Source organism: Paenibacillus sp. JCM 10914 (genome assembly GCF_001315105.1).
In the GTDB taxonomy this organism is placed as follows: Bacteria; Bacillota; Bacilli; order Paenibacillales; family Paenibacillaceae; genus Paenibacillus_AQ.
Genome location: NZ_BAZR01000040.1, coordinates 1 through 25395 on the forward strand (window position 1 = coordinate 1; position 25395 = coordinate 25395).

At 50.2% G+C, this 25395-nt stretch carries 18 protein-coding genes, 2 pseudogenes and 1 riboswitch; of the genes and pseudogenes, 11 read left to right on the plus strand and 9 right to left on the minus strand.

Translation table 11 applies throughout. The features are described from left to right. Positions 1-220: 220 nt before the first annotated feature. Complete coding sequence (locus JCM10914_RS25510; protein ID WP_023966406.1) at positions 221-2554, minus strand: ribonucleoside-diphosphate reductase subunit alpha; 2334 nt, start codon at positions 2552-2554, stop codon at positions 221-223. Between the two features lie 195 nt (positions 2555-2749). Next, a riboswitch (cobalamin riboswitch) is annotated at positions 2750-2980 on the minus strand. A 360-nt stretch (positions 2981-3340) separates the two neighbouring features. Here JCM10914_RS25510 and JCM10914_RS25515 point away from each other — a divergent pair. Beyond that, on the plus strand, positions 3341-3646 hold the full coding sequence (locus tag JCM10914_RS25515) for an MTH1187 family thiamine-binding protein (protein WP_023966408.1): 306 nt from the start codon (positions 3341-3343) through the stop codon (positions 3644-3646). Positions 3647-3836: 190 nt separating this feature from the next. On the opposite strand, the gene JCM10914_RS25520 is transcribed toward JCM10914_RS25515, so the two are convergent. Then, complete coding sequence (locus JCM10914_RS25520; protein WP_023966410.1) at positions 3837-4169, minus strand: hypothetical protein; 333 nt, start codon at positions 4167-4169, stop codon at positions 3837-3839. Positions 4170-4526: 357 nt separating this feature from the next. On the opposite strand from JCM10914_RS25520, the gene JCM10914_RS25525 reads away from it, so the two are divergent. The 4 genes from JCM10914_RS25525 (at position 4527) to JCM10914_RS29430 (ending at position 8798) form a co-directional block, all read left to right on the plus strand. Then, complete coding sequence (locus JCM10914_RS25525; RefSeq protein ID WP_023966412.1) at positions 4527-6272, plus strand: ABC transporter ATP-binding protein; 1746 nt, start codon at positions 4527-4529, stop codon at positions 6270-6272. Then, on the plus strand, positions 6269-8080 hold the full coding sequence (locus tag JCM10914_RS25530) for an ABC transporter ATP-binding protein (RefSeq protein ID WP_023966414.1): 1812 nt from the start codon (positions 6269-6271) through the stop codon (positions 8078-8080). Before JCM10914_RS25525 ends, JCM10914_RS25530 begins: the two co-directional genes overlap by 4 nt. Positions 8081-8296: 216 nt before the next feature. Further along, positions 8297-8572 (plus strand): phage holin family protein, encoded by a 276-nt coding sequence (locus JCM10914_RS25535; protein ID WP_023966416.1) that lies wholly within the window; start codon positions 8297-8299, stop codon positions 8570-8572. 67 nt (positions 8573-8639) lie between these two features. Then, a complete protein-coding gene (locus JCM10914_RS29430) occupies positions 8640-8798 on the plus strand; it encodes a hypothetical protein (protein ID WP_023966418.1) in 159 nt (52 codons plus the stop codon). 50 nt (positions 8799-8848) lie between these two features. Here JCM10914_RS29430 and JCM10914_RS25540 read toward each other — a convergent pair whose 3' ends face one another. Together JCM10914_RS25540 and JCM10914_RS25545 are read right to left on the minus strand one after the other, a co-directional pair. Continuing rightward, positions 8849-9079, minus strand: a complete 231-nt coding sequence (locus JCM10914_RS25540; protein WP_023966420.1) for a hypothetical protein — start codon at positions 9077-9079, stop codon at positions 8849-8851. After that, the gene (locus tag JCM10914_RS25545; protein WP_023966422.1) at positions 9060-9659 is read right to left on the minus strand and encodes a hypothetical protein; all 600 of its coding nucleotides are present in this window, start codon (positions 9657-9659) and stop codon (positions 9060-9062) included. Before JCM10914_RS25545 ends, JCM10914_RS25540 begins: the two co-directional genes overlap by 20 nt. A gap of 158 nt (positions 9660-9817) precedes the next feature. Here JCM10914_RS25545 and JCM10914_RS25550 point away from each other — a divergent pair, with 158 nt between their 5' ends. The 4 genes from JCM10914_RS25550 (at position 9818) to JCM10914_RS25565 (ending at position 15248) form a co-directional block, all read left to right on the plus strand. After that, positions 9818-12064 carry an excinuclease ABC subunit UvrA gene (locus tag JCM10914_RS25550; RefSeq protein WP_023966424.1) on the plus strand — a complete coding sequence of 749 codons (2247 nt, stop codon included), beginning with the start codon at positions 9818-9820 and terminating at the stop codon, positions 12062-12064. Between the two features lie 106 nt (positions 12065-12170). Then, positions 12171-13235, plus strand: coding sequence for an NAD(P)-dependent alcohol dehydrogenase (locus tag JCM10914_RS25555; protein ID WP_023966426.1), 1065 nt, complete (start codon positions 12171-12173; stop codon positions 13233-13235). A gap of 139 nt (positions 13236-13374) precedes the next feature. Next, positions 13375-14727 carry a helix-turn-helix domain-containing protein gene (locus JCM10914_RS25560; RefSeq protein WP_023966427.1) on the plus strand — a complete coding sequence of 451 codons (1353 nt, stop codon included), beginning with the start codon at positions 13375-13377 and terminating at the stop codon, positions 14725-14727. Between the two features lie 17 nt (positions 14728-14744). Continuing rightward, positions 14745-15248, plus strand: coding sequence for a VOC family protein (locus JCM10914_RS25565; protein WP_023966429.1), 504 nt, complete (start codon positions 14745-14747; stop codon positions 15246-15248). Positions 15249-15324: 76 nt separating this feature from the next. Here JCM10914_RS25565 and JCM10914_RS25570 read toward each other — a convergent pair whose 3' ends face one another. Both JCM10914_RS25570 and JCM10914_RS25575 read right to left on the minus strand, forming a co-directional pair. Continuing rightward, entirely contained in the window at positions 15325-16173 is an 849-nt protein-coding gene (locus tag JCM10914_RS25570) for a hypothetical protein (protein WP_023966431.1), read from the minus strand. Next, positions 16170-16688 (minus strand): sigma-70 family RNA polymerase sigma factor, encoded by a 519-nt coding sequence (locus JCM10914_RS25575; protein ID WP_023966433.1) that lies wholly within the window; start codon positions 16686-16688, stop codon positions 16170-16172. The genes JCM10914_RS25570 and JCM10914_RS25575 overlap by 4 nt, the downstream gene beginning before the upstream one ends. Before the next feature lie 291 nt (positions 16689-16979). On the opposite strand from JCM10914_RS25575, the gene JCM10914_RS25580 reads away from it, so the two are divergent. Beyond that, entirely contained in the window at positions 16980-18200 is a 1221-nt protein-coding gene (locus JCM10914_RS25580) for an MFS transporter (protein ID WP_023966435.1), read from the plus strand. Positions 18201-18262: 62 nt separating this feature from the next. On the opposite strand, the gene JCM10914_RS25585 is transcribed toward JCM10914_RS25580, so the two are convergent. Continuing rightward, positions 18263-21913 (minus strand): WIAG-tail domain, encoded by a 3651-nt coding sequence (locus JCM10914_RS25585; protein ID WP_023966438.1) that lies wholly within the window; start codon positions 21911-21913, stop codon positions 18263-18265. Between the two features lie 698 nt (positions 21914-22611). Between JCM10914_RS25585 and JCM10914_RS25590 the strand changes: the two are divergent. Further along, positions 22612-24116: pseudogene (locus JCM10914_RS25590) on the plus strand (HD domain-containing phosphohydrolase). 54 nt (positions 24117-24170) lie between these two features. Here the strand turns inward: JCM10914_RS25590 and tatC are convergent. Both tatC and JCM10914_RS25600 read right to left on the minus strand, forming a co-directional pair. Then, positions 24171-24934, minus strand: a pseudogene (gene tatC / locus JCM10914_RS25595) (twin-arginine translocase subunit TatC). A 19-nt stretch (positions 24935-24953) separates the two neighbouring features. Beyond that, positions 24954-25205, minus strand: a complete 252-nt coding sequence (locus tag JCM10914_RS25600; protein WP_023966450.1) for a MerR family transcriptional regulator — start codon at positions 25203-25205, stop codon at positions 24954-24956. Between the last annotated feature and the right edge of the window lie 190 nt (positions 25206-25395).

The following is a 25395-nucleotide window of genomic DNA, read 5'->3' on the forward strand; positions in this document are numbered from 1 at the left end:
AGGGACAGCGCTCTTAGCAGGAAGTAGCTCAACAAGCGCCCGAAGTAACTCAACGGTCTTCTGCACTATAATTCCAGCGTTCCCGAAGGGAGAAAGCGCTCCTACCACCAAAGTAACGTAGAAGCGCCTCATTCACTCATTGCCCACCTTTCGGGTGTCCAGAGGGCAGAGCCTTGGGGCCCTCCCTTGGAAGGGAGGGTTTGGGTGGGTTCGAAAAAGATTAACTTGCGCACGACTCGCACTCTTCAATAGTCAGCGCACGGCTGCGTACATAATACGTGGACTTAATGCCGGCTTTCCATGCATGCAGGTGCAGCTCCAAGAATTCCGAAGCCCGGATATCAGGGCGAACATACAGGTTAAAGCTTTGCGCTTGGTCAACGTGTCGCTGACGAGCGGCAGCCATCTTGATGGACCAATTCTGGTCGATCAGGAAAGCCGTTTTATAGTACCAGATCGTTTTCTCGGACAGATCCGGAGCCGGGTTGGCCACTTTATAAGTGGTTTTTTCTTCATAAGAAAGAAGTTCGTACAATGGATCGATACTTGCCGTGGAGCCTGCAATAATCGAAGTGGAACCGTTCGGTGCGATGGCAAACAGCCATGCGTTACGGACACCGTTCGAATGAACTTCTTGCTGCAGTTCGCGCCATTGTTCAGTTGTGACGAATTTGCCTTCATGCTCGCCATCGGTGTAACCGCGGAACGTGAAGTATTCGCCGCTCTCCCAATCGGAGCCCTTGAATTTCGGATAGTGGCCTTTTTCCTTGGCCAGCTCCATGCTGGATTTCACGAGCAGGTAGTTAATATGTTCATACAGGTTGTCGTTATAGGCAACGGCTTCATCGGACTCCCAACGGATGCCTTCGAGCGCCAGCAAGTGGTGCAGACCGAAGGTACCAAGGCCGACTGCGCGGTACTGACTATTCGTGTACTGGGCTTGCAGAACTTCAATGTTATTAATGTCGATTACGTTATCCAGCATACGTACCTGGATCGGCACGAGACGCTCCAGGACACCGGCAGGTACCGCACGTGCCAAGTGGATGGAGTTCAGGTTGCAGACAACGAAGTCGCCAGGGATTTTGGAAATGACGATTCGGGTTTGGCCATCCTTCGTCACGAGCTCTTCCTGTTCAACTACCGTTGCTGATTGGTTCTGCATGATCTCAGTACACAGGTTGGATGAGTAGATCATGCCGTGTGCAGAGTTCGGGTTCGCACGGTTCACCGTGTCACGGTAGAACATGTAAGGCGTACCTGTCTCAAGCTGCGATTTCATCACGCGCTTCATGATGTCGATCGCTTGCACGGTGATGCGAGGCAGCAGCGGGTTCGCTACGGCTTCGGCATACTTTAGACGGAATTCACCTTCGCCTTTGCCTTGGTCATAGAAGTCTTCGAGACCCTGTGGACGGCCGTTCTCGTCTTTCCAGCCCATGATCTTCTTCACTTCGTGCGGGCAGAACAGGCTCCACTCTTCACGGGATTCAACGGCTTCCATGAACAGATCGGGCAGACATATGCCATGAAACACGTCATGTGCTCTCATGCGCTCGTCACCGTTGTTCAACTTCAAGTCCAGGAAGGACAGGATATCTTTGTGGAATACATCCAGATATACGGCGATGGCGCCTTTGCGCGTTCCCAACTGGTCAACGCTAACGGCGGTGTTGTTTAATTGGCGAATCCAAGGGATGACGCCGGAGCTGGTGTTCTTGTGGCCGCGAATATCCGAGCCGCGGGCACGGACCTTACCGAGGTAGACTCCGATACCGCCGCCCATTTTGCTGAGACGAGCGATGTCCGTATTCGAATCGAAGATCCCTTCAAGGGAGTCGTCTACAGTATCGATGAAACAACTGGAGAGCTGACCGGCCACTTTTTTACCCGCATTGGACATCGTCGGTGTAGCGGCGGTCATGTACAGGTTACTCATCGCCCAGTAAGCTTCTTTTACAAGGTCGAGACGTTTGTCGGCAGGTTCGTTATGCATGAGGAACATCGCGATGACCATGTAACGTTCTTGTGGCAACTCCATCACGCGGCCATCAAAATCATTGGCCAGATAACGTTCAGCGAGTGTGAGCAGCCCAATATAATCGAACAATAGGTCACGGTCCGGATCGATGTATTCACCAAGTTCCTCGATCTGTTCCTTGGTATAGCTAGTAAGCAAATCCTCACGGTATATGCCTTTCTGAACAAGCTCTGTAATGAGCGGGTAGAAAGCACCGTATGGCTCTTCCGGATAAGCTTTGTATCGGCGGTTGGTGGCTGCTTTTTTATATAATGAAGTCAGGAATGAACGCGCTGCGGCAAACTTCCAGTTCGGTTCTTCTTTGGTTACGAGCTCCAGAGCAGACATGGTGAAGGCGTTGCTGATCTCTTCGCCAGTAACTTGTTCACCGCGAAGCTTGGCGTTGACGCCACGGAGCAAGCGCTCCTTATCAAGCATGTCCAACCCCTTCAAGTTCCGGTCGGCATACACGGAGAGACGGATTTGATCAAAGGCAAGTTGACGATTGTTCGGTTTAACGACGAGCTGGGGCATACATAATTCCTCGCTTTCTTAGGGGGAAATTAGGAAAAAAGGCATCAAAAAAACATTTTCGAGAAACCTATCGGTCAGGTTTGAAAATGTCCGTGCGCTGTGATACTGAGAATAACATGGATGAATAGCCCGAGGGCTTTGCAATTGGTTATGTACAGACGCAATAAACGAACACATACCTATGCTCCGTAGGTCGGTGTGTCTCTTGCAACAGGCAGGTCTCCTGACTTGGTTCTCGCACATGGACGCCTTCCCGAAGATTTTTGTGGTACTTCAGTGGCAATTTGTCCTCATGTGGCCGGCTACCTAATCGTATGAAACCGGAAAGCCTTACAGTGGCGGGACCGTGATGGATTTGCACCATGCTTCCCTATTAAGCCAGACTGTCTTATAGGCAGTGCTGACACCTGTATACACTATATTTGGTTGTTGTTAATCTAATTTAACCCAATATATTGTATCTGTAAACCATTATCTTAAAATTTGATGCAAAAAGAATTATAGCAAAAGAGAGACCTTCTTGCCAGTTCATAAACGGTCAAAAGGAGGTGAGATTTACGGGATTGTGACAGAATGCGACCATTTCTACCCGGATTCCACGTATCTTATCACATTGACAAATGATAAAGCAGCCGTATGAAAATGGGCGTAGGACCATACGATATATGGTGGTTCATGACGTTTGTTTTTTTGATATAAAGGTGTGAAATTGATATGATGACGATAATTGGAAAAAACGTAGTCCCTATCTCTGGTAGTAAGATTACGAATGAGGAGGCAGGTAACATGGCGATTGCCGAAGTGACGGTGATTCCGATCGGAACAGGAACAACGAGTCTTAGTGCTTACGTAGCGGAGATGCAGCGGGTTTTGGAGAAGCAGGATGGTATCACCTACGAGTTGACGTCGATGAGCACCATTATTGAAGGAGAGCTTACATGGGTATGGCGTGCGATAGAGGCTTTGCATGAAACTCCATTCTTATCCGGCGCCAAGCGCGTATCAACATCGGTCAAGATCGATGATCGTCGAGATCAAATCTCCTCAAGCAAACTCAAGATTCAATCGGTACAGGATAAGCTAGGAGGATAACGCCCGATTTGACGGATTCCTCCAATTAATGGATGCACCAAAGGTTCAAGTTTAATACACAGTTAATCGAATTTTAAGCTCTTCTTAAGATTTCGGGCGTAAGATAAAGACACCCCTTAAATTTATATAAACAGAAGCCTCCCTGATGTCGGGATCAGGGAGGCTTCTTTGCGCACATATCTCAGATATATTATAGACCGATCCACTTTGCGATGTAGGATGCTACCGCCTTCTCCTGGAAGGCTTGCCAATTCTCAAATGAGGTGTGGCCGGCAATAAAGGGATCAATCTTGTCGTTTTGTATGAATTGGTCAAAATCCTCGTCCGTGTCTCCTTGGTAGCCGGCGGTTTCGAGAAGTTCATCTATCGTGAGGAACGGGGTATGTCTTTGAACAAACGGCTCGGAGAACAGCTCCTCTACAGGAACCTCTTGTTTCATTTCTGAGAGTCTAGAGACGTTCTCTCGAATTTCGCTAAGTCTTTCTTCATTCAATCCGGCAAGTCCACTCATTTCAGTACTCATGATTATGCCACCTCCAAATAGTTGCACGTTACTCTATATACATATACGAAAATGCTAAATTATGGGGTTCTTATTTTTTGACATTTACACCGAAATAGTTACAAAGAACTACATTTATGGTGATAAACCAACCACGAATGAATCAGAAGAAGGAGATTCACGAGGTTAATTCTTTATGGTCTTAATTATATAGAAGCTAACTCTAACAGCGGAGAATTATAATTATTCTCTACCTAGGAAAACCATGGGAATTCAGTTAAACTATATTATGATTTGCTGCTTATGGCTATTGACCGGGGTCAAAAATGACAGGGGAGCTATCCGTGATTATTTGCTTGTATATGGGGGTGGGCAATCGTGCCCAAAAAAGAAAAAATATCGATGACATGGCTGTTAAGATATTTAAAACCGGTCAAGGGACGCTTAAGCATACTCTTGATCATGCTGCTGGTGTCAACAGGCTTGCAGCTGCTGAATCCGCAAATTGTAAAGCGTTTTATTGACACCGCAGCAGACGGGGGGTTGCTGTCCAGCCTGATTCAGCTCGCGGGCATCTTTCTCGTTGTCGCTGTTGTGAACCAATTGATAACCGTTGCCGTCAGCTATCTTGGCAATGATGTCTCTTGGCGGGCGACGAACCGGCTCCGTGGAGATCTGTTAAGGCATTGTCTCCGGCTCGACATGAGGTTTCATAATGTGAAGACACCGGGTGAAATGATTGAACGCGTGGATGGTGACGTGACGAGTATATCGAACTTTTTTGCGATGTTCATCGTACAGGTCATCGGAAGCTTTGTACTGCTTGCCGGTATTCTCGGTTTTATGTTTACCGTAAACTTGCCCATTGCGCTTGTCATGACGGTCTTCACCGTATTATCGATTCTGTTCATGGTATTCATTCGGAATATGGGGGTCAAGTCATCGAAGGATGAACGCGCTGCCAGTGCGTCCCTGTTCGGATTAATTGAGGAGCGCATTGCCGGGATCGAAGACGTGCAGGCCAACGGGAATGTGCCGTATGTCATGAGTCGGTTCCACCGGATGATGCGCAGCGTGTTTCTGAAAGGCCGCAAGGCGTGGATGATGCGGGTCATTCCGTGGAACACGACCGTTGTTCTGTTTGCGCTGGCAGTTACGGCAGTTCTGTTATTGGGCGTCCGATATTATCTAATTGGAGAGATCACTCTGGGAACGTTGTTCCTGATCTATCAATATACGCAGATGCTCAATGACCCGATTGAGATGCTGGGCGACCAAGTGCAGGAGTTTCAAAAAGCAAAATCCGGCATGCTTCGTTCCAGGGAGCTGCTATCGAATCGCAGCGAGATTGCAGACGGGGCAGAGGAGCGGCTTCCGGACGGTGCGCTTGGTTTGGAATTCGAAGGCGTGAACTTTAGCTACAATGAGGATAAGCCGGTACTTAAGGATATTAATTTTACTGTAAAGCCGGGTGAACGTCTTGGCATCATCGGGCGTACTGGCAGCGGGAAGTCGAGTCTCAGCCGAGTGCTGCTTCGTCTGTACAACATCGACAGCGGGGTTATCCGCGTAGGCGGCACGGATATTACGAAGTTGAAGCTGCCGGCGCTTTATCGCCGGGTTGGTATGGTAACGCAGGATGTGCAGCTGTTCGACGGTTCTCTTCGCGACAACCTCACTTTGTTTAATCACAGCGTCTCCGATGCGTTCATTATGGAGACGACCGAGCGTCTGGGCCTGCGTCAATGGATCGACGCCCAGCCGCAAGGATTGGATACGCATCTCTCGACAGGAGGAGCGTCGTTATCAGCCGGAGAGGCGCAGCTGTTTGCATTGACTCGGGTCTTCTTGACCCAACCTAGCCTGGTTATTCTCGATGAGCCGTCTTCACGCCTCGACGCGGCAACGGAGACGATGCTCCAAGCAGCCGTGGATCAACTGATGCTCAGCTGCACGGGCGTCATTATTGCGCACCGTCTGGCTACGTTGGAGCAAGTGGATAAGATTATGGTGCTGGGCGATGGCCGGATTCTAGAGTTCGGGGCAAGAGAAGCACTGGCCCAAGATCCAGCCTCTCATTATGCCAGACTTCTGATTACAGGCAGAGAGGAGGAGCTTGCATGACGATTACTGGATTTATCGGGCGTTTGTTCCGCTACAAGCCTTCTTTATTTATCGTGAACGGAATTCTGTGGTGTATCTTTCATTCGCTGCCTTTGCTGATTGGACTTGGCATGCAGTGGTTCTTTGATCGTGCGACCGCACAGTCTACGGATTACTTATGGCTGGCGGTGCCGCTGATTTTCATCGCTGTCGTCCGCTTCGCGAGGGTGGGCACTTTCTTTGCGGCCTTTTACGCCTGGGTCACTTATATCTATCATATTCAGGCAATTCTGCGAACCAATATGCTGGCAGGCATCATGCGTTGGCCAGGTCGAAATCTCCCGGCGTCGCCGGGAGAGGCGATGAGCCGCTTCCGCGATGACGTGGATGAGGTTGTAGAGTACGTGGAATCTTGGGTGGATTTCTGGGGGCGACTCGTGTTCGCACTCGTCTCCGTTGCCGTCATGGCCAGTATCAATTGGAAGATCATGCTGGTAGCTGTTCTGCCGTTAGTGGTTGTGACGTTGCTGAACAATCTTTCCGGTAACCGGGCCCGTCGTTATGGTCAGAAGAACCGTGAAGCGACGGGGCGGATTACGAGTTTCATAGCGGAGACGTTCGGTGCCGTGCAAGCTTTGAAGCTCGGCCAAGCCGAGGATCATGTGCATGAAAGATTCACGAAGCTGAGTGAAGACCGTCGTCAAGCGGCTCTGAAGGATAATCTGTTCAAGCAGTGGATGCGTTCATTGAACCAGCATGTACTGAGCATCTGTACGGGACTTATCTTGCTGATGTGTGCTGCGGAAATGCAGGCGGGGCGTTTTAGTGTAGGAAACTTCGCACTGTTTACGACATACTTGGCTAATATCGGCTTCAGTATTTCTCTCTTTGGCTATATGGTGTTCCAACATAAGCGGTTGAAGGTTTCCTTCGATCGGATGCGAATGCTGTTTCGGCCGGGTGAGGAAGACCGGATTATTGACGCAAGGGAGACTTATCTGAATGAAGACCCGCCGAGACCTGTCGTTCCACTAAGGAAGCCTGAAGAGAAGCTGAGAGAAATTGAGGTTAATAACCTGTCTTATCAATATCCGAACTCGGAGAATGGCATACACGATATTAATCTGCGGCTTGAGCGCGGCAAATTCCTGGTGGTAACCGGACGGATCGGTGCAGGTAAATCGACACTCGTGAGGACGCTTCTCGGCCTGCTGCCTAAGCAGCAAGGCACGATTCTCTGGAACGGGGGAGCGGTTGACCCGGCGACCTTCCTCATGCCGCCGAGAGCGGCTTATACGCCGCAGGTGCCGCGGTTGTTCAGTGACCCGTTGCGAGAGAACCTCGTGCAAGGGAAGCAAGAGCAGGTGGAGGAATCCTTAGAGCGCGCGATTCGCCTATCTGTGATGGATAAAGATATCGAGAATCTGGATCAAGGCCTGGAGACGTTTGTCGGACCAAGAGGCGTAATGTTGTCCGGCGGCCAGATTCAGCGCGCGGCTACGGCCCGGATGCTGATGACCGGCGCGGACCTCTACATCTTCGATGATCTTTCCAGTGCGCTCGACGTAGAGACCGAGCAGCAGGTGTGGGAAGGGCTGTTTCAGGAGCAGGACGTGACGTGCATCGCGGTGTCTCATCGCAGGGCAGCGCTATCGAGGGCTGATCACATCATCGTGATGAAGGATGGCCGTATCGAGGCGGAAGGCAGCTTGTCCGAGCTACTGGCGACGAGCGCAGAGATGCGCCTGCTGTGGCAAGGAGAGCAGTCTGCGGTGCATGATGAATCCAAGGCAACTGTAGTGCAAGATCCTGAGGTCAGCAAGGTGTAATCGATTGTTCTTTTGGAATTGGGGAATTGAACAATAATAGGGATGGCGCGGCTCTCGCACGGGAGCCGCGTTTTTTTGTCAGCAACAGAAACGGCAATTCCATATCGCGTCCTGCCAATTCTATTATATTGCTAACCGGAATAAGGATAGTAATACAAGCCGATCGATAGACAACAAGCATAGAATGTAGGAGAGCGTTGGAAGGGTGGGTTTACGATGGAATGGAGCGTCATTGTTCAATTGATCGATCCGCGGCTGTTTATGGTCGTTGTTGCCTGCTGGGTGATTGGGTATGTGCTGAAGCAAACGCCAAAGGTTCCGAATTGGAGCATTGTATATGTGGTGATCGTGGTGTCTATCTTGTTCACGGCCGGTCTGATCGGATGGAGCGTGGAAAATATCATACAGGGGATACTCGCAGGGGCGTTTGCCGTATTTGGTCACCAGACCGTGAAGCAGACGCTCGAGGCTATTGCATCCCGGAAGAAATAACATCCCGCAACGTTTGATCTGATCATACGGATATATTCACATAAGATCAACGCTGGAGGGGGATTCGATGAATAGCGAATTTTACGTAGGATGGGGAACGCTTGCGTTAATCAATGCAGGTTTGGCTCAAGGGAAGAACAGATCGGGACTCAACTGCTTTCTACTGTCCCTCCTGCTAGGGCCGATTGCAACCTTCTGTGTCGTCGTTATTGCCGGAAGAAGATGAAAGATAACGGAAAAAGGCCGCTTCCCTACGGAGGCGGCCTATCTGTATGGTTACACCCGCTGAAACATAGCGGTGTCGCGGCTATAGTGGGTCAGGACGCCGGAATGCTCATTGCGTATCCGAACGACATCAGGGGTATAGCCTTCGATATATCCTCGTTCAATCTCTACATACACACTGGCAGGGTCCTCTTCCCATACGGACACTAGTGCCTCGGATAAGGCGGCCGCGAAGAATTGCATGTCCTGCGAGAGGTAACGGTTATTGCGGTCTGTGTTCATTGCGCTGCTCCTTGCTGCCCGGCTTAATACGGCCGGAGAGAATGTCGTCAACCAACTCGTTCATGCCCTTCCAGGAATCCTTGAGGATAAATTCATGCTGGATGCGAGCGTTCCATGGCCGCGGAATTAAGATGGTGGGTTTGCCGGCGTCCCTCGCAGCCAGGGCATTGTGGGGACCGTCATCAATCAGCAGATCGAAGTCCACGAGATCCTTGCGTTTAGCCACGAAGAAATTATCGAATGGAATAAAAGGCATATGTCGCTGCAGCCATCTCCATTTTTCAGGGACAGAGGAGGGACGGGCTGCCGTTACTACAATAACATCATAGTCACGGGCCATCCGTTCCACTTCTTTAATGGTATACTCGTCGAATATTTCAAGCTCCTCATACAGGCCGGGCTTGCCGAAGAAAAATTCCTCAGAGCATTCGGGATGCCATATCTGGTTCAGATTATAATCCGTGATCTGATCCAGCGTCAGCTGCGGGTCGGCATATTGTAAATTATGATAGTGTATGGCTCTTGGCATCAGATGACACATCGTATCATCCATATCAATGGCAACAATTTTTTTACTCATATCGCTATTACTCTCCTGTAATGAAGAAATCGTATGATATCAGTATAACATTAAGTCCACTTAGCAACCTGCTTTATATTTTTCCTTCCTTCATTATGACAGTAGATGTCATGATTCCCATTTATACTTAGAACACGACAGGAGTGGGAGGAGAACGTATGCCACAAGAATATATCAAGATTCGCGGAGCCAGGGAGAATAACTTGAAGAATGTGTCGCTGCAAATTCCAAAACGGAAAATTACCGTCTTTACCGGTGTATCCGGTTCGGGTAAATCATCCATCGTGTTCGATACGATCAGTTCCGAGGCGCAGCGATTGCTGAATGAGACGTTTACCGCATTTGTCCGTAACCGTCTTCCAAGACATCGTCAGCCTGACGTTGATATGCTAGAGAACTTGTCGACGGCGATCGTCATTGATCAGAAGCGTCTAGGGGGCAATTCACGGTCCACGCTTGGGACAATTACCGATCTGTATGCGGTGCTCCGCTTGCTGTTTTCCAGGGTAGGACAGCCGTTCGTGGGTTATTCCAATGTTTTTTCATTTAACGACCCGCAAGGGATGTGCCCGGAATGTCAGGGGATTGGCAAGAAGGTTGAACTGGATCTGAAGAAGTTGCTCGACACGACCAAATCCTTGAATGAAGGAGCGGTTTTATTTCCAATATTTTCGGTGGACAGCTGGTATTTGAAGAACTTTACGATGTCTGGTTTCTTTGATAACGATAAGAAGCTTGAGGATTATACGGAAGCAGAATGGGAGCTTTTGTTGTATGGCAGGGAGGGGAAGGTGAAGTATCCGTCCAAAGGGGGACCGGTGGAGTCCGATTTTGAAGGTTTGGTGCTGAAATTCAATCGGCTCTATATTCAGCGGGACAGCAGCGAGCTATCCGAAAGAACGCTGAATCACGTAAAAGCCTTCATAACCCATGGTCCATGTTCTTTATGCAAGGGTACAAGGCTGAGCCAAGAAGCCCTAAGCTGCAAAATCCTTGGATACAATATTGCCGAGCTTGCCGCATTGGAGATCGGGGAACTGAGAAAGTTTATCTTGGAGATCAAGGAACCGATGGCTGCCAGCATGGTGACAAGCTTAACGGAGCGGCTTGGGCATCTGATTGATATGGGGCTGGACTATTTGACGCTAAGCCGGGAGACCACTACGTTGTCGGGTGGCGAATCGCAGAGGGTGAAGATGGTCAGACACTTGGGCAGCAGCCTGACGGATATGATGTATGTATTCGATGAGCCGAGTGTCGGCTTACATCCACGGGACGTCCATCGTTTGAATGGCATGCTGCTGAAGCTTCGCGACAAGGGGAATACCGTGCTAATCGTGGAGCATGACCGTGACGTGATCGAGATTGCCGACCATGTGGTGGATGTGGGGCCGAATGCAGGTTCTCGGGGAGGGGAGATCGTCTTCGAGGGCACGGTTGAGCAGTTGAACAGTCAAGAAGCTACGTTAACCGGGCGATATATGAAACGTTGCTTGCCGATCAAACCACAGGTCCGGACTCCAGCCGGCCGGATGCGTATTACGAATGCGAACCACCATAATTTACAGAATGTCACGGTAGATGTGCCTGAAGGGGTGTTGACCGTGGTGACTGGTGTAGCCGGATCAGGTAAAAGTTCGCTTATCCATCACGCCTTCTTATCGCAGTATCCGGATGCCGTTGTCATCGACCAATCTGCGGTCAGTACATCGATTCGATCCAATCCAGCGACGTTTACGGGCATTATGGACGATATCCGTGGACTGTTTGCCAAGGCAAACAGCCAGAGCCCTTCTCTGTTCAGCTTTAACTCTAAAGGGGCTTGTCCCGATTGCCGCGGACTCGGATTCATCTACACGGATCTGGCATTTATGGAGGGCGTCAAGTCCCCATGCGATACGTGTGATGGCAGACGCTTCAAGGATAAGGTGCTTTCATACAAGCTTGATGGAAAGATGATTACGGATGTGCTGGACATGACAGTGCAGCAGGCGCTTGATTTTTTCGAGAAAAGCGAGATTCAGCGACGGCTGGAGGCCTTGCACGATGTGGGTCTGCATTATCTGACACTGGGACAGCCGCTGAGCACGCTGTCTGGCGGAGAAAGCCAGCGAATTAAGCTCGCCAGCGAGCTGCACAAGCAAGGGAAGATCTATGTGATGGACGAGCCGACCACGGGGCTGCATATGTCGGATGTCGGGCATTTGCTGGATATGATGAACCGATTGGTGGACAACGGAAGTTCCGTGATCGTCATTGAGCACAACTTGGATGTGATCCGCCAGGCGGATTGGATTATTGATCTGGGACCCGAAGGGGGCAGCCGCGGAGGTCAGATCGTGTTCGAGGGAACGCCTGCTCAACTGGCCAGGGCCGAAGGATCGCTGACAGGCAGTTACATTTAAGAGCGATGACGACTTGCTTCTCAATAATGATAGCTCTTTATTCGAACTTCGTTTATCATGTAAACTAAGTTCGTAAGCGATTACTTGAGATGAGAGGTGGATCAGTTTGTCACAATCCAATATGATGTCCGCAGCCGTTCTTGATCGCCCGCTGTCCATTGGGGTGAAGCAGGTTCCTATACCGGAGCTGAAGCCGGACGAGGCTTTGATTCAGGTATATTGTATCGGTATTTGCGGTTCGGATGTTCATTATTACGAGCATGGACGAATTGGCCGATACGAGGTGAAAGAACCGTTGATTCTCGGACATGAACTTGCCGGCGTCGTCGTGAAAACCGGGGAGAAGGTGACGAATGTCTCTGTAGGTGACCGCGTGGCCGTGGAGCCGGGGGTTACGTGCGGGCGCTGCGCTTATTGCAAAAGCGGTCGTTACAATTTGTGCCCTGATGTCGTATTCATGGCGACCCCTCCGGTTGATGGGGCTTGGGCAGAATATGTAGCCGTCCGCAGCGACTTTCTGTTCGGCTTGCCAGATGAAATGTCCTTTGAGGAAGGTGCGTTGCTGGAGCCGTTATCCGTAGGTCTGCACGCCGTACGGCGTGGTCGAATCCGGCCGGAGGACCGGGTGCTCGTGCTCGGTCTCGGACCGATCGGTCTGTTGGCAATCGAGGCAGCCAAAATGTCAGGAGCCTCTCAGGTCTATGGCAGCGATGTGGTGGAATATCGGCGTAATTTGGCCTTGCAGATGGGGGCGACGGGCGTTATCAACCCGCTGGATGAGATTGTTCCTGAGCGCTTGCATGAGTTCACTGGCGGAGAAGGCATCGATCTTATTATCGAGACATCCGGTAACGCCGGTGCCATTGCTGATTCGATCGGCTATGTCAATCGCGGCGGCCGAATCGTATTTGTCGGGTTGCCGACGCGCGATGCGATTCCGGTGGATATCGGAGCGCTGGTGGATGCGGAACTCGATGTATTCGGCGTATTCCGTTACGCGAACACATACCCGGCGGCCATTCAGATGCTACAGAATAAGGGTAGCCGGATTCGGGATATCATTACTCACAAGTTTGCCTTGGATCAGATCGAGGAAGCCGTTGAGCTAGCTAGAACGCAGAAGGATACGAGTGTGAAGGTTATGATCTATCCTCATTCCGCAAAGCCATAGGAAAGTGGAACGCAGGGCTTCGAAAGGAGCCTTGTTTTTTTGTATAATTTGATAAAAAAGTGCATTTCTCATAAGAATGAGTTTGGTATGATGACTGCATAACCCATCCGCACGATGTTCGTGAAGAAAGGAATGAAAGATGCTCCCGAGTGAAACGATTCAACGCGTGATCGATTATATGGAAGACCATCTGGCCCAGCCGCTGACGCTTGCGCAGATAGCTGATGTGGCAGTGATGTCGGTGCCTAACTTGTATCGATGGTTTCACAGCATGACAGGGCATCCCATAAAAGAATATATACGCAAACGCAGAATCAGCGAGGCAGCAGTGAGCTTGCGACAGACCGCCTTACCCACGATCGACATCGGGTTTATGCATGGTTTTGATTCCTATCCTGCGTTTATTAGTACGTTTAAGCGACTCACCGGTCTGACTCCAGGAGCATACCGAAAATCCGAGATCGTGTATAGCTTTGAACGGCTGAACCTTGCGCAGCGAGTCGCTTATCTAGAGGAGCGGGAAATCACGGAGAGATTTCCGGAAGTAAGGGTTATCCGTCTAGGACTGCACCAGGGCTGGGGGTATCTCCATGTTGCTGAGCAGGAACAGGGGCTGGAGCGGGCTGCCATCGATCATTTCCAGAGCCTGCTTGCACTTCAGGACAAAGAACTGAGTGAGCTGAAGCTGTACGGATGGCATGTAGATCTGGACGAAGGGGATAAGCCCTTCGGCTATCAGCTAATGGCAGTGGATTCCCGGAAGACAGACTGGGAACCGGACCATCCGAGTATAGTACCCATCGAATGGTCCGGCGGCCTCTATGCCGTGACGCGTGTCCAGGCGGTGACGGAGTTGTGTATTACATCCACTTGGAACCGGCTGTTCTCCGAATGGCTGCCTCGAAGTGTGTTTGAGATGGATGGAGTGCGTTTTATCGAAGAGTACGTTCTACAGAAGGAACAGATTGCGCGGATGAAGCTGTATCTACCTGTGAAGCGGAGCAAGTCGTTGCAGCAGATCGAAGTCGTGGAATTGCCATTCGTTCGAGTCGTTTCTTTTCGGGCTGTGGGTGTGAATGCTGTGGAAGAGGCCGACGAAGCGTCCATCGCCTGGATATCTCGTCATGGGTTTGTAAATGCTGGTGATCTTCAAGTGTATATGAGCTACGATGATGGATGGTGCGAGGATCGCACGGTGTATGAGGTCATGATTACGCCGCCTGCGGATTACCACCCTGCCAGAGATGAGCAAGTCATGGAACGCAAGCTGGGCGGCGGCATTTATGCCTGCCTCGCTACCGGTGCTTATGGCTCAATGATCGGTGTCCTTGAGACGATGTACCGTTGGCTTGATACAACCGCTACATATGAGTCAGATGCAGATCGTTCTTGGTTCGCCAGCTATATACCAGATGAAGATGTCGATGCTGCCGCTGAGCAGGGACTGAAGGTCATCTGTTATGTGCCCGTTAAGAAAGTGAGATCGAGATGATAGATGGAGGGGTTAGGATGAGCCAATCGCCTATGGAACAAGAACTGCCCGAAGGATATCGACCTTTTACAGCACCGCGTGTGTTGAGAATGATCTATGGAGGCAAGACGACGATGGATGAATTGAGGAATCCCGTTCATGAAGCAGAAACAAGCCCGATTAAGAACAAGGTGGGGAGTATTTTCGTTCCGGTATCGGATATTGCGAAGTCACGAAGCTGGTATTGCCGGGTGCTTGGCTTGCCGGAGACTGCCTGCGAGATTATGAATGGTCACCTATGCCCGCTGCCAATGGAAGGAACAGGCGTAATTCTGGACACGATGCCTCTATGGGGCGGAGATCAGCCGGGAGGTGCGCCCTCGATTGATACTCCCGCGTTTATGCTGATGACAGATGATCTGGAAGGATCACTGCAATATATGAAGCAACTCGGCGTCGAGATCGTAACGGAGATTGAACATGATCATTGGTTTGTTGTGAAGGATCCTGACGGCAACAAATTGATGATCTGTCGCGAGTAATGGATGGAATGGCAAAAAGACCTGTGGCATAAGTAGCCACAGGTCTTTGGCATCGCTGTAGTCGCGCCGCCTCCGATTAATCCGGATGTTTATCGCTCATCCAGCTGTCAATGTGCAGGTCATCGCTATAGCTGCCACGTGCCGAGATTTCTCGCAGCTTCATCTCCGCTTCTTCGCGGGATTCATACCCGCCGATGACAGCAATAAAATGATCGCTCGCGGTCTTGATGAAGGTAACGTCGTCTTCGAGGTAGATCTCTTCCAGAATAGCGAGCGCTTCCCCTTGCGGCATCGCTTCGCTGCGGACGTAGAAGACTTCGCGCGGTGTTACAGCCTCGCCGGTCGAGGTGAGCTTCAACTCAAGATATCCGGGATCGCGAAATTCGGAGATAGTATGCTTCACGCCATCCTCCAGCTCAATCACAAAGCGCATAGCTGAGTCATCGAGAATCACATTCTCATACACATCCTTCACGAGCGGTAAGTCCAGCAACTGCTGCTTGAGCGTGTCATAATCGAAGTTTCGTACCCCGTTGAAAGTAAAGATCAGACGGTTCGGTGCGTCCCGGTGATCTACCGTATATGCAGGAACGCTGGAGACGGGCTCGCCTGTTTGGTTAAACTGAATTTTGAATACATCTTCCCCAGCTTCCGTTCCCACCGTAACGCCGTCCGTTCGTTCGCCGCCGCCGCCGAATTGCAGAACTTGAACGATGTTGCCTACCACGGGGACTTTGGACAAGGCATTCGCAACACTCGGAATGTTAACGACGAAGAGAAAGGCAATGCCTGCGGCAATCACGGATGAGTACCGCAGTACACGCTGGGTACGTTTCCGTACGGCGGCCTTCCGCTGTGCCGCATCGATTACGCTCGCCAGCCGCGTCGGAATTTCAATCTGCTCATAACGTTCTTTTCCTGTCATAGATGATCGACCTCACCCTCGTTTAGATATGATTTCAATTTGCCGATAATGCGATAGAACCTGGTCTTGACGGTGTTTTCGGATAGTGACAGCACATCCGCCATGTCGCGAAACCGCAAATCCTCAAAAAACTTCAAAATAATATAGGTCTTCTCTTCAGGGTGCAGTCTGTCCAGCGCATCATATAAATCCAGCTTTTCTTCCAACGGCACGACATGCTCTGCAGCCGCGTAGTCCTGCGTTTGGTCTTCCATATACGTGACGCGTTTCCTGCGACCGAGGTGGTCGATGGCCGCGTTAATGACGATCCGGGTCATCCAAGAATCAAAATACTGCGGCGTGATCATTCGCTCGTACGCTAGATATCCCTTATAGGTCGCCTCCGATACGATGTCCAGTGCCTCTTGCTCGTTTTTGACATAACAATAGGCTACCCGGTATAACTTGTTTCTGCATTTCTCTATATTCTTGCTGAACTGTGCTTGTCTTGATTCTTCCGCTCTCAGTTCACTCACCCCTAACTACTAGCACTAGTATGGTCATTGCACGAATTCGTTTGATCTATTCATTTAAGATTGGATCATGCTCAAGTACTTGAGTGCGCTTGACTGATCATTAGACCTCGGAGCCGGTGAAATAGTTTTAAGTTTGCGCAAAAAATAAGAAGTTGAAAAATATTCCATGGTCTTAACACAAGCTTTTAACGATGTTACGATATGAGGAATATAAAATGCACGTACGGAGGTCAGAACATGTAGGTTTTTCTACCCATATCAACACAATTAAATACAGAATGGGGTAGAAAAATGAAAAGCAGATCATTCCGCTATCTCTGGATCGGTCAGGGTCTCGCCAATTGCGGTGATTTATTTTACATTGTCGGCCTGATGGCGATTGTCCACGGGATAACGGGGTCAGCCTTGTTTATGGCGATGATTCCCTTTGCAACGACGATGGCGCGTTTTATCAGCGGTAGCCTGGCGCCCGTATTGATGGATCGATACAGCCTCAAGTTGCTGCTCACGTCCTCCCAGATCGGAAAAACGGCCGTGTTGTTTCTATTATTACTGAGTTACTACGTGTTGGGGGAGCGGGAGGTGACGGTCTACGCCATACTCGGATTCGTATTCCTCATTTCGCTGCTCGATGGCTGGGCGGCACCAGCTAGCCACGCGATGCTGCCACGCCTGGTCGATCCCGGTGAGTTAACGAAGGCTAACAGCTTCGTGGCGCTCGTTGATCAGATGATACAGCTTGGTGGCTGGGCTGTAGGCGGACTGTTGGTCGTCAGCCTAGGCGGTAGTAACGTAGTCTGGTTAACGCTGCTTCTTGCGACGGCAGCTGCTGTTTTCATGAAGCTGATTGAGGATCAGTATGAGCCGGTGAGGAGCCCGGCCAAACCGAGTGAACCGTATGGGAGCTCGATCCGGGAGGGGTGGGTGCTGATTTGGAAGCAGCCATCGCTTCGAGCGATCCATGTGATATATGTACTGGAGACGATAGCGGGCGTCATCTGGATTGCCGCGACTATCTATGTTTACGTGGCCGAAGTGCTGCACAAGGAAGAGGCGTGGTGGGGATACATTAACGCCAGTTTTTTCCTCGGACTTTTGCTAGGTGGCTGGTTCGCGCTTAGAGGCGCGGGACGGATTGACCGCAATGTTCCTAAATTTGTCATGTATTCTTCCTTTGGCATCAGTCTCATGACATTCGGCTTCGGGATGACTTCAGTGCCTTGGCAGGCGCTCTTATTCTCGGCAGGATTCGGTATATTCGAGCAGGTGAAAGCTGTGTCCCTACAGAGTACCTTACAGCGCAGTGTGTCGGTTCAACTGCTGCCGAAGGTTTATGCGGCTCAAAGCGCATTGATCTCGCTTGTATTCGGCGTATCTACACTGTTGTTTGGATTGATTACGGATCAGTTCGGTGTAAGGGCTACGTATTTCATCGCGGCGACGGTGTTGTTCATCTCCGGATGCTACGCCGTACGGATACGAGGAAGGTTGCCGGAAGCGAGACTAGAATAGACAAAGCCAATTCATGTGATAAGGCTCTCCACGCATAGTAGCGGGAGAGCCTTTTATTGATGTTACTCAGTAGGTCCGATGGCAATCCAGGATAGGAAGCCGTAGGCTAAATCACAGTTAGGCTGGCGGCTGACTTCGAGCACCGCTGTATCCTCACGCTGGGATTTTAGGGAAATCAGGAATGCAGGATTGTTGCTCATTCCGACAATGACATAATTAATTCCGAGGAAAGACTCGTCGAATTGTACCGTAATCTCAGTCAAATCTTCCGTATCGAATGCAAATGGAGCCATTCCGAATTGCTGCAATTTGGCTTCACCTGCCGTACCTCGTACTGGTGTGAAGTTCATATGCTGTGGCGTGACGGTTGCTTCTGCCAGCTGCTGGCCCGTAACGGCGCCTTGGCTTAAATGCTCGGTCGTAATGGCACCTTGACTTAAATGCTCTGCCGTAATGGTGCCTTGGCTAAGATGCTGACTCGTAACAGCTCCTTGACTTAAATGCTCTGCCGTAACAGCGCCTTGGCTAAGATGCTCGCTCGAAATGGCACCTTGGCTAAGATGCTGGCCCGAAACGGCGCCTTCACGTAGATGCTCTGTCGTAACAGCGCCTTGGCTCAGATGTTCACTCGAAACGACACCACTGCCCAGCTTGGTGCTGTTGATGCAGCCTTCAGCGAGTGTAAACTGACGGAATGCATCTGGTCCAAGATGGCGGCTGTCGATTGAACCGTCCGCGATATGCCTTCCAGTCAGAGTGCCTTCATTGATATGTGAAGCCGTAATCTCGCCCTTCGCAATTTTACTTCCGACAATACTTCCATCCTGCAGCAGCTCGGTTGTAATCGCACTCGCTTCGATATGATGGGTGCCAACACTATGCTCCTGTATATGGTGAGGAAGAACAGAGCCTTCGGCCAATTGGCGGGATTTAACCGCACCGGATTGTAATTGGTCTACACCGACACTGTCTGGTTGCAGATGGATGTTGCCAACAACGGAATCGGCCAGATGGGCGGAATTAATCGAGTAAGGCGCCAGATGATGACTATCGATGGAGAATGGCTCCACATGTTTAGAGCCAACGGCTTTTTCGGTCAGATGCGTACTCTGTATACTTTCTTCTGCAATATGCTGGGAAAGAATAGCGCCATCAGCGATATGTGCAGATTGAATATTGTTATGTTGAATATGCTCAGCAAGGACAGAGCCTGAGGCCAGGTGTCGATCGGTCACGGAACTCTCGCTGATATGCTGTGCTAATACAATCTCGGCATCCAGATGATCCGAGCGAACACTGGCTTCTTGCAGATGCACAGCCGAGATGGAGAGCGGCTTAATCTTATCCCCGGTCACGGCACCTGCCTGAAGGATGGCATTCGAGACGGCCGATGGCGTGAGATGTGATTCTACAATCGATTGTGCTTCAAGTTTGGCGCCCGGAACGCTACCATCGGCAAACAGCAACTCTGCAGTTCGACTTTCATCCGCCAAGTGGTTTAACGTGATGGACTTCTTCTTCAGGTGATAGCCGTGAATAGCTTCCTGAACGATGTGTTTGCCTGAGACGGATTCAAGCCCAAGGTGTGTTCCGTCAACTGATTGCGGCACCAGTTTCTCTGAAGTGATCGCTTGGCGCTGAATGACCTCGGACGTAACGGAATTCGGTGATAGATGAGTTGATTGGACAGACAGCCGCGCGAGTTTCCCGGCGGTTACGCTGCCGTCCGCAAGCTTGGATGAGGTAACGGCTAGGTCCGTCAGCTTGTCGGTAGACACACTCTCCGGTGACAGCTTAAGCGAAGTGACCGCGTGATCGCCCAAATGCCGAGGCATAATGGCCCCATCTCCGATGGAGGATTCGGTTACGCTGCCACTCGCAATCTTACCAGAAGTCACTGCTCCAGGAGCAAGTGCTTCTGTCTCAACGCTAGCCACTTGCAGGTGACGGCTTGCGATCGAACCATCCGACAAATGCGCGGTTTGAATCGTTCCATCCTGTATGGCATCCGCTCCAATGCTATTCCTCGCCATATGTTGCTGTGTAATGGCACGACTCGCAATATTCCCTGAGGTTACACCGTTCAATGCGATAACAGCGCCGCCCACCGAACCTAAGGCAAGTTTACTGCTGGTCACGCTTTCTGGTGCCAGTTGCGTTTCTCCAACAGAATTCGTCTGCAAATGTTGTTTCCCAACCGAGGCATTGTTCAGATGGGAAGGACCGATCGCTTGCGAACGGATGGAGGCCCCGGTTACGCTCTCTGGCGCAAAATGCTGGGCCAATATAGTACCGTCCGCAATATGGATGGTTTTTACCGAGTCTGTTGCCAGATGCTCGGATTGAATGGACTCCGGCGCAACCTGCTCGGATTCCACGGCCCCCTTAGCGAGATGACGTGTTTGTACGGCCTGATTAGCGATTTTCTGAGGCAGTATGCTTTGATCGGCGATTTTGGATGCAGTCACCGCCTGCTCAACCAATTGAGCAGTATGAACCGATTGGTCGGCGAGTTTGGTACTTGTGACGCTGTTCTCGCTCAGATGAACCGTGGTGATGGCATTCTGAGCGATCTGACCCTGCCCAATCGCTCCAAGTTGAATCTGTTCTGTCCCTATGGATCTTTCAACTAAATGAGAAGCATCGAGGGAACCCGACTGGATATGGTCGGCGCCGATAGCTCCGCTCGCAATTTGTTCCGGTCCAATCGTGCCTTGAGCGATATGCTGTGCTGTAACTACACCTAATGCCAGGTGGTCGTGTTCTATGGATTGCTGCTGAATGTGGGAACTGTCAATCGCGTTATTCGCAATTTTTGCACCGGTTACGGCACCATCACGTAACTTTGAGGTTGTGACGGCCAGATCGGCCAGTTTAGAGTTATGGACCGCCTCGTTTGTTAAGTGCCGAGTCTCCACAGCGCTGGAGGCCAGTTTCCCGCCATGTACTGCCTGATCCTCTAATAATTCGGATGTAACGATTAACTGCTGCAGATGTCGCGCCGTGATGGCACCGTCCGCAATTTTGTTCCCTTCAACGGCATGATCGGCGAGCTTCTGAGGTGTGATGCTTCCATCCTTGATTTTGCTTGCGTTCACAGCCCCGTCCCTAAGTTTGCGCGTCGATAATGCTCCGTCCGTCAGGTGATCACCAGTAACCGTTAGCGGAGCAATCTTGTCGGATGTGACGGCTTCGTTGGCGAGATGAAGACTTGTGACGCTGTAGTCCTGAAGTGCCTCAGCTCCAACGGCGCCGCGCCCTATTTTCGATTCCGTAATGGCCCTGGAAGCGATGCGATTCTCTGTAATGGCATACTCACCGATATCCTCGGTGTATATGAAGGCACTCTTAAGATTAGGCATTTCTTTCTCAGCGATGAATTGCAACTGCTCGGTCTCCTGTTCAGGAAGAGTGTTCAACTCAGTAGATACCGAGTACGTCTCAAATTCCATAACTTCCGATTCTTCTGAATCCGATTCCTCTGTAGTTTGAATGTCGATGGGACTCGATTCAGATTCCAGATCCACCATATCGGTTAGATCTTCCCCCAATTCGGCAAACACTCCTCTTGAGAGGATGTGGGCGTTTTTGCCTCTTATCGGATTGTTTTCTTTACCGATATCGCGTTCTACCATCTCGAGTTCCCTCATATTGGGATCTATTCTGTACTGTTGGGTAAAGGCAGATGGTGCGTTCTTTTTCTTTTTTTTCATAACCGCGCGCTCCTTCCGAAGACAAATTTATCTCCGGTATCATATGCAGCGGGGTGGGCGGCTGTCACTATATACTGTTGGCATATAGCATAGTCCGGTGGTGGGACGCTGCGATCTGTCGAAACAGCAAAGGACCCGGCCAGAGGCCGAGTCCCGAATGGGGCGCGAAATGCGCATATAAAATTTAACCCCTGATACCGCCATCTGGCCGTACAGTCGGTTCCGTTTGATTGAAGTTTCGTCTAAGAATCATTACTTCCAAAACAACAAAAGCCCTGCCTCTCTTTCGTCCTTGCGGCTCCGATGACCGCTCCAGTGTGAATCAGAAAACCATTCCGTAAAACTCTTACTCTTTGGGTCATTCAAATAGGAATTTTCACTTCATCTGAGTTGTTATACGATTATTCGAGGAACTTACGGGGTTAAACTTTGTGCAACGATTCTATGAGTATACCACGTTTTTTAACAATCGGCAACTGGTTTGTGATATTTTAGGAGACCATTGTGAAAAAGCGCTTGATTTTTTGCCTGAATCCAACGATATTCATATTAACAGTTATTTCTTGCAGGATTCGCGTTTACATAATGCTCGTTGCCATTTCGTGTCGAACCTGCGTATGGAATATCCGGGTTCTTTTGTCCTGTCCGACTGCTGAATTTACAATGTTACTATTTTTGCTGATGAAAGTAGGCGTACCATGCAACTGTATAAGTCTTTTCTTAAACAGCTAATCCGAAACTACATGATCGGATCGATAGCGGCTGTGTTTGTTGTGGGCGGCGTATTAATGGTAACGACTCTGGAGGTATCCTTTGAGGAGGGTGCCCGCTTAATGATCATACTGGCCATTTCTTTCATGATCATGATTGCGTCGGAGCTTCTGGTGTTTCTTAAGAACCTGAGACCGATTCGTGCTGGGTTTACGGAAGAAACACCGGATTTGGACACTTTGGAAACAGCCTACTTGAGCGTTCATCGCATGCCGAGATTATCGGTTTACCGTATCTTCGGACCTCACCTACTGGGTTTATCCATACCGGCGGTGCTGCTGACGGTATGGATGCTGGAACAGGGCAAATTGAGCTTTCCGCCTTTTTATATCTGGCTGGCTTCACTTGGAGCGATACTACTGGCAAGCTGCCATGCCATGATTGAGTTCTTCCTGACGATTGCGGCGATACGTCCCTTGATCAAGGAGATCCGCCGGCAGGCGTTATCCCGTTACGGCGTGGATTTCTCGCTGGAAGGTCATGTGTTTATGGCGATCCGCACGAAATTTTTGCTCAGCACGATGCTGATCGGGACTTTTCCTTTGTTTCTGTTCAGTCTAGCCGTCCAGATACGCTTGGAAGGACTTAGTCAGATCATTGCACAGCAATATTGGGGCTGGGCGGGATTTATTCTGTTGTTGGGCGTAGGGTTTGCTACGTAGGGGCGTGGCTACTAACACAGGATTTACAGCGTCCTATCCGCCAATTGTATCGGGCGATGAACGAGATTAAAGAAGGACGGCTGATTCAAACCTCTAATCTATATTCAGATGAATTCTCAACGCTTATCGCAGGCTTTAATATGATGGTACGCGAGCTTCAGGGACGGGAAGATCGTAATCGTAAACTGCTGGACAGTTATTTTGCAGCACTTGCAGCCGCACTGGATGCAAGGGACCCCTATACGGCAGGCCACTCGCTCCGGGTGGCTGAATATTCGGTGGTCATCGGACATTTGGCTGGGCTGCGTCAAGAGGATATCGATCTGCTGTATAAGACGGCGCTGTTGCACGATATCGGCAAGATCGGTGTTCGCGATAATGTACTGCTGAAGGAAGGGAAACTGACGGCAGAGGAATTCGATCAGGTTAAAGCGCATCCGGCGCAAGGGGAGAATATTCTGCTTCAGATCGAGCCACCAGATGCGATGGCTCCATATTTGGAAGGGGTACGCTCCCATCATGAACGATATGACGGCGCTGGTTATCCTGACGGACTGAAGGGACAGGAGATTCCGCTGTTCGGGCGGATTATCGCCGTTGCTGACGCATACGATGCCATGACATCGGATCGTCCTTACCGCAGCGGGATGAAATCCGTGGATGCACTCAACATCCTGGAAGCTGGCCGGGGAACACAATGGGACCCCGATTTCGCCGGCATGTTCGTGAAGTATATGCGGAAAGAGAAGAAAATGATAGCGATTCGATAAATAGAAGACAGCCTACCGCTGGCACTTTCGAGCCAGAGGGGCTGTCTTTTGACATTACAGTGACAACTGAACGCCATCCGTGTCCGCATGCTCGACTTCCAACTCCCGCTTGCGATACATCCAGCTCGCTAGCCATGTGCTGATCTCGTAGAGTGCGATAAGGGGTATCGCTACCATGAGGTGAGAGACGAGATCCGGCGGAGAGATAAGAGCAGCAATGATAACGAGCAGAACATAGGCATATCGTCTCATCGAATGAAGGATGGACGGACTGAGTATGCCGATCCGGGTCAGGAATAACACAACAACCGGCAACTCGAAGGCGAGGGATAACGGGATGATGATACTGAACATGAACCAAAATATTGGGATACACCGTAGGTTTCGACCAAATTCATTTGGCTGTTAATACCTGTCGTAAAGGCAAGGCTCATCGGGAACACAACGAAATAGGCAAATGCGACTCCGATGATGAAGCAGATGGCGGAGAATGGGACGAAACGAAGTGCCGCTTTCTGCTCACGGCCACTCAGGCCTTGATTGACGAATAACCATGTCTGGTACAAGGCGAAGGGCAACGTCGGCAGCAGCGACAGCACGATACCGATGCTCATGTAGATCCGCAGCCCGTCCCACGGAGAGAAGACGTTCCAGGTAACCTGAAAGGCGGGAGAGTGGAGCTTCAACAAGGTCAGCACATACGGTGCTGCAATCAACCCGGCAATCATACTTAGAATAAAGACTGCCGCGACCAGGAGAATCCGTTTTCTAAGCTCGGCAATGTGCTCAAGTACGGTCATCGTATCGTTGTACTTCATAACCTTCACTCCTTATCGATTAGCGGAAGATGGGCGAGCAGCGCTGCTTTTTGGACTGTTTTAATTGCTTTAGTTCGTAAGTATTAAATCCCTCCTGCATTTTTTGATGAATCTCCTGAATGGTCGTTACATCTTCGAAAGAATATCGGCGGTTACCTCCTTTGGTACGTTCCGGAAAGATTAATTTCCGTTCCTCATAATAACGAATCTGCCGTTCGCTTAAGCCAGTCAGCTCACACACAACTCCAATACTCATCACCTTACTCTCCATGACCTTTACCTCCTGTGTTAGTATGATGAACCCAGAGCTATCAACAGCCAGCTATGGATGACAACCAGAAGAAGATAAAACGGTAAGAAATGGTCAATTGCATTCAGAATGGAAGGATTTATGACATGATTTTATGAAAAAGGAATGAAAAATGCAATCCTTTTTCAAAAATAAAAAAACTATGTAAGGA